This is a genomic window from Aeromonas sp. HMWF014 (assembly GCF_963878295.1).
In the GTDB taxonomy this organism is placed as follows: domain Bacteria; phylum Pseudomonadota; class Gammaproteobacteria; order Enterobacterales; family Aeromonadaceae; genus Aeromonas; species Aeromonas popoffii.
In genome coordinates this window covers 13376-18779 of sequence record NZ_CAWNYS010000432.1, presented here as the reverse complement: position 1 = coordinate 18779, position 5404 = coordinate 13376, and the positions used below count along the sequence as shown (strand labels likewise).

6 protein-coding genes are annotated in these 5404 nt (G+C 58.7%); 4 read left to right on the top strand and 2 right to left on the bottom strand.

Features of this window, described 5'->3' with window-relative positions; genetic code table 11:
• The 3 genes from AAC083_RS17145 to AAC083_RS17135 form a co-directional block, all read left to right on the top strand.
• Positions 1 to 561, top strand: a 561-nt coding sequence (locus AAC083_RS17145) for a hypothetical protein (protein ID WP_108537233.1), incomplete at its 5' end; no start/stop codon positions are given.
• A 165-nt stretch (positions 562 to 726) separates the two neighbouring features.
• Positions 727 to 1626 (top strand): chemotaxis protein, encoded by a 900-nt coding sequence (locus AAC083_RS17140; RefSeq protein ID WP_108537232.1) that lies wholly within the window; start codon positions 727 to 729, stop codon positions 1624 to 1626.
• Positions 1627 to 1683: 57 nt separating this feature from the next.
• On the top strand, positions 1684 to 2667 hold the full coding sequence (locus AAC083_RS17135) for a hydrolase (RefSeq protein WP_108537231.1): 984 nt from the start codon (positions 1684 to 1686) through the stop codon (positions 2665 to 2667).
• Here the strand turns inward: AAC083_RS17135 and AAC083_RS17130 are convergent.
• Positions 2649 to 2897 carry a hypothetical protein gene (locus AAC083_RS17130; protein ID WP_181364793.1) on the bottom strand — a complete coding sequence of 83 codons (249 nt, stop codon included), beginning with the start codon at positions 2895 to 2897 and terminating at the stop codon, positions 2649 to 2651. The two genes, AAC083_RS17135 and AAC083_RS17130, sit on opposite strands and share 19 nt — an antisense overlap.
• Positions 2898 to 2989: 92 nt before the next feature.
• On the opposite strand from AAC083_RS17130, the gene AAC083_RS17125 reads away from it, so the two are divergent.
• Positions 2990 to 3232, top strand: coding sequence for a YheU family protein (locus tag AAC083_RS17125; RefSeq protein WP_108537230.1), 243 nt, complete (start codon positions 2990 to 2992; stop codon positions 3230 to 3232).
• Positions 3233 to 3735: 503 nt separating this feature from the next.
• On the opposite strand, the gene AAC083_RS17120 is transcribed toward AAC083_RS17125, so the two are convergent.
• Positions 3736 to 5082, bottom strand: coding sequence for a UDP-glucose dehydrogenase family protein (locus AAC083_RS17120; RefSeq protein WP_021138321.1), 1347 nt, complete (start codon positions 5080 to 5082; stop codon positions 3736 to 3738).
• Between the last annotated feature and the right edge of the window lie 322 nt (positions 5083 to 5404).

The following is a 5404-nucleotide window of genomic DNA, read 5'->3' as shown; positions in this document are numbered from 1 at the left end:
CATGAATTGCTGCTGACCGCGGGCAACAGCTTCTGGCTCTGCGCCGATGCCCTCGCCGCCTTCAGCCCGCTGGCAGGCTGCCACCATGATCTGCTGACCTGTTCCCTGCGGGTTGCCCAGCCAGCCCAGGCGGGCTGGTTGCAACCGGCCCCGCTGCTGGATGCCCTGTTCGACAGCTTGGCCCAATGGCAGCGCCCCCGCGATTGGCAAGGGGCCTATGGTCACCGTCTGCAGGTGATACTCGACGAGTTGCAGGCCTGCCCCCTGTCGCAACATGCGGATCAGCTGCTGCAAGGCGCTTGGCGCGCACTGATCAGCCAGCAAGCGGGCAGTGACGCCGCCTGGCAAGCCTGTCTCTCCCAGCGCGGGATCTCGGATCCGGGCCTCGCGGCCGATGCCCTGAGCGCCCAATGGCAGCTGCTGCAGGCGGTGCGCCTGCTCAAGAGCGGCAGCAAGCGGGCGCAGGTGGTGAGCAAGCTCGGCTACCGGGACGAAGAGGCCCTCGCCCAGGCCTGCCAACGCTGGCTTGGCGCCAGCCTGGATGAACAGCAACCCGCCTGACCCGGCGGGCCAAAAACCGGGTAGGCCAGGCGAAAAAAAAATGGGTTAAATGAGTCCAGTTTTGCGGCAAGCGGCCGCTAATAACAAGAGGGTCATTTCTCCAATAATCCTTTATGCTAGGGGCCTGAATTGACTGATACCGTTTTGACTCACAGGACATCTGCCATGAAAAGCAAAGCCAACCAATCCCAGGGCATGTTGCTGTTTCATCTCTCGGCCAAACAATCCTTCGCCATCGGCACCCTCAAGGTGAAGGAGATAGTGCCTTACACCCAGCTCACGGCCATGCCACACTCGCACCCGACCGTGCTCGGCGCCGCCAGCATGCGGGGCACCACCATTCCGGTGATCGACATGGCCATGGCGGTGGGCTATCGCCCAATCAGCAAGGAGGAGATGCCAAACTGCTTCATCATCATCACCGACTGCCGCCGCACCCTGGTGGGCTTTCTGGTGCGCGGCATCGACAAGATCACCGAGTGCAACTGGCGCGACATCGAATCCCCGCCCGCCGCGCTCGGCCATAACGTGTTCGTGACCGGGGTCACCCGGGTCAACGACCAGCTGATCCAGCTGCTGGACGTGGAGCTGATACTGTCACGGGTCTACCCGGACGACCCCAGCCACCTCTACCCGGTGCTGACCGACGTGCAGCGTGAGCGGATCAAGCCGATGCGGATCCTGCTGGTGGACGACTCCTCCGTCGCCCGCCGCCAGCTGATGGCGGCGCTGGACTACATCAATATCCCCTACGAGGTCTGCACCAACGGCAAGGATGCGCTGGTCCTGATGCAGGCTCGCGCCAACCAGAAGACTCCCATCGATATCCTGGTGAGCGACATAGAGATGCCGGGGCTCGACGGCTACGAGCTGGCCTTTGAGGTGCAGAGCGACGCAACGCTGGCGGGAGCCTACATCATATTGCACACCTCGCTCTCCAGCGAGATCAGTGTGGAGCGGGCCCACCAGGTGGGCGCCCACGAGGCGCTGACCAAGTTTGAGGCCAACGAGCTGATCCAGGCCATGCTGCGCGGTGCCGAACACCATGACAGCCTGCTGGCCTGACAAGGCGGCGAGAAGCCCCCTTCTCGCCGTACTTTGTTGCCTGTTTCGGACCCCATCATGCTCATAGAGAGTCACTTCCACGCCCCCTGGTGGGCGCGCAATCCCCATCTGCAAACCATATTGCCAAAGTGGCTGCGACGGGCGCCGGCCCGCTTCGTGGCCGAGCGTTTCGAACTGGCGGACGGGGATTTCGTCGATCTCGCCTGGAGCGGCGACATCCACCAGAACGCGCAGCCACTGATGGTGCTGTTTCACGGGCTGGAGGGGAGCATCCACTCCCACTATGCCAAGGGGTTGTTCGCCCATCTGCAACGGCAGGGGGACGAGGCCGTACTGATGCATTTTCGTGGCTGCAGCGGCGAACCCAACCGTCACCTGCAGGCTTATCACTCCGGCGCCATCGAGGATGCACAGGCCCTTATCGCCGAACTGGGCCAGCGCTTTCCTGGCAAGCCACTGATCGCCATCGGTTATTCGCTGGGAGGCAACATGCTGGTCAATCTGCTGGCACGGGCCTGCCCGCGTGAGCTGCAGGCGGCCGTGGTGATCTCGGCGCCGCTGCGACTGGACAGCTGCGCCGATCGGGTCAATAAGGGCTTCTCCCGGGTCTATCAGAGCTATCTGCTGCGCACCATGCGCGACAACCTGCAAAACAAGATCCGGCGCCAGGCCGAGGCGGGCAAACGTTGGCAGCTGCAGCAGGTGCAACAGATTGCCACCCTGCGCGACTTCGACGAGCAGGTCACGGCCCCGCTGCACGGCTTTGCCAACGCCGACCACTACTACCAGCGCTGTTCCGGCCTGGGACTACTGGCCCGCATTCCCATTCCCACTCTGGTGATCCATGCCGCCGACGATCCCTTCATGACAGAGGCCGTGATCCCGCAGCCGGAGCAGCTCTCACCCATGGTGCGTTACGAGTTGAGCCGACGGGGCGGCCATGTGGGCTTCCTGCACGGCACACCCTGGCGCCCCCGCTTCTGGCTGGAAGAGCGCATCAGCCTATGGGTGAAGGAGCAGACTCAGGGCGCGAGTCGATAGCCGTTGCGCACAGTCCCTTTGACCCGATAGATCGCGTCGTCGGCGCCGGGCTGCATGCAGGCGATCACCAGATAGTCATCCCGATAGACATAGAAGCGGGCAAGCAGGAACAGGATCGCCCGCTGGTTGACGGCCCAGAACCAATGCACCCCCTGGCTCAGGCCATGGCGGCGTGACTGGCACAGCGGATGATCGAAGTGGATGGAGAGACGACGTTGTTCATCAGACAACCTGCGTACACCCGCTGACAGCCCCATAAATCCCTTGCGCTTGCTGGCAACAGATAGACAATACCCCCTCTCTGGTCACTGAAGATGAACCCATGATTATCCCCTGGCAAGACTTGGACTCCGATACCCTCAACAACCTGCTCGAACACTTCGTCCTGCGGGAAGGCACCGAGTACGGCGAGCATGACGTCAGTCTGGCTGACAAGGTCGACGATGTCCGACAACAGTTGCAACAAGGCCTGGCCGTGATCGTCTACAGCGAGCTGCACGAGAGCATCAACATAGTGTCAAAGGCCACCCTCAGCAGCGCACCAGTGGACGATATACCGGAGTAGCCAGGTGATTGCCATCCCAATCTGGGCCTTGCCAGCGCAACTGGCATGATGGCGCAACAAACCTGACAGTTCCCGCCTGGGGTCAGGCCTTTATACCGGACATAAAAATGGCCCGCCGAATCATCGACAGGCCATTTGGGGCAAGTATGAGTACCTTTATAACAATGTAATTAAGCGAACCACACCTTCCGAATAAATAAACTCGCACTGATGAAAGACAGATAAATAAGATGCCGGTCATCCCGGGATAAACCTGCCCTCATATTTCCCGGTCAGGGGATAATCAATAGCCATTACATGAGTATAAAGAAGGCGCTCACATCACCCTATTTACAAGATGTGACCATGCCATAACCTCATGGAATTTCACGCTCATAGCGTTATTCAGCCAGGTCAGCTCAAGGTGCGTCTCTGTTTATTTTTGACGGTAAAACCGACTCTGCTGGTTGGTAAAAAGAGATGGGTGAGATGCGCGATACATTTTCATTCAACGCCCGTCTCCATTATCTATTTACCGACTCGCCCCGCCCAATACCATAGTAATGAAAGCCATGATCCCGCATGCGACCCGGATCAAACAGGTTGCGGCCATCCACGATCAGCGGTTGCTTCAATGCCTGCTTGATGGTGGCAAAATTGGGGGCTTTGAAATGGTTCCACTCGGTGCAGATCACCAGGGCATCGGCCCCAAACACGGCGGCCTCCTTGGTCCCCATCAGCCTCAGGTTGTCACAATAGCCATAGAGCTGCTGGGTCTCCTGCATGGCTTCCGGATCATAGGCCTGCACTGTGGCGCCAGCACGCCAGAGTGCCTCCATCAGGGCGCGGCTAGGCGCCTCGCGCATGTCATCGGTATTGGGTTTGAACGCCAGCCCCCACAGGGCGATGGTCTTGCCCGCCAGGGATTCCCCCTGGGCGCTGAAGAAGTCTGACAGTATCTCGTAGAGTCGCGATTTTTGCTGCTCGTTGATGCGCTCCACCGCCCGGATCAGCGGCGTGTCATATTGCAGTTCCTGGGCTGTTGCCAGCAAGGCTTTGACATCCTTGGGGAAACAGGAGCCGCCATAGCCACAGCCAGGGTAGATGAACTGATAACCGATGCGCTGATCCGACCCTATCCCCTGACGCACCATCTCGATGTCGGCCCCGACCCGCTCGGCCAGGCCAGCCATCTCGTTGATGAAACTTATCTTGGTGGCCAGCATGCAGTTGGCGGCGTACTTGGTCAGCTCGGCACTGCGCACATCCATGAACAGGATGCGGTCATGGTTGCGATTGAACGGCTCGTAAAGCTCGCGCATCAGCTGGCGGGACGCCTCGTTGCGAGTGCCGACCACGATGCGATCCGGCCGCAGACAGTCCTGGATGGCGGAGCCCTCCTTCAGAAATTCGGGGTTGGAAACCACATCGAAGGCAAACGACTTGTCCAGTTGCTGCTGAACCAGCTTCACCCTGGCTGTCACCTTGTCGGCTGTGCCCACCGGCACGGTCGACTTGTTGACTATGATGACGGGCTCATCACGATGACGAGCTATGGTGTCAGCCACCTCCAGCACGTGGCAAAGATCGGCAGAGCCATCTTCTCCCGGCGGGGTGCCCACCGCCAAAAACTGCACCTCACCGTGCTTGACGGCCAGGATTGCATCCGTGGTACACACCAGGGCACCACTCTTGATATTGCGCTGGAGCAGTGCCTCCAATCCGGGTTCATAGATGGGAACCTGACCAGCCATCAAGTCAGCCACCTTCTGTTCATCGACATCGACACAGATAACCTGATGACCAATATCGGCCAGTACAGTGGCCAACACCAGCCCCACGTAACCACTTCCAAATACAGTAATGTTCATATTGATACAACCAGAATGTCAGAGATGATGCAGTGTTGAAAAATGAGCATTTTTCGGATTTTAAATATTTACCACACCCCTATAAATGGTCGCAGTGTTTAATTGTTACCAGCTGTTTCTGCCCCCTTGCCACCCCGCTTTTATATGGATTTTGACAGTGAATTGTTACCAGCTGTTGCTGAGCCATTGTGGGGCCAATTTTATATACGCTATGTTGAAATTAATGTTGAAGGCCGCCTGTTCTGATGGGCACTGATTAATATTCATTGTTGGATCACTTATGCAAGACTTTCTACCATTTTCGAAGCCAGCCATCGGCGAC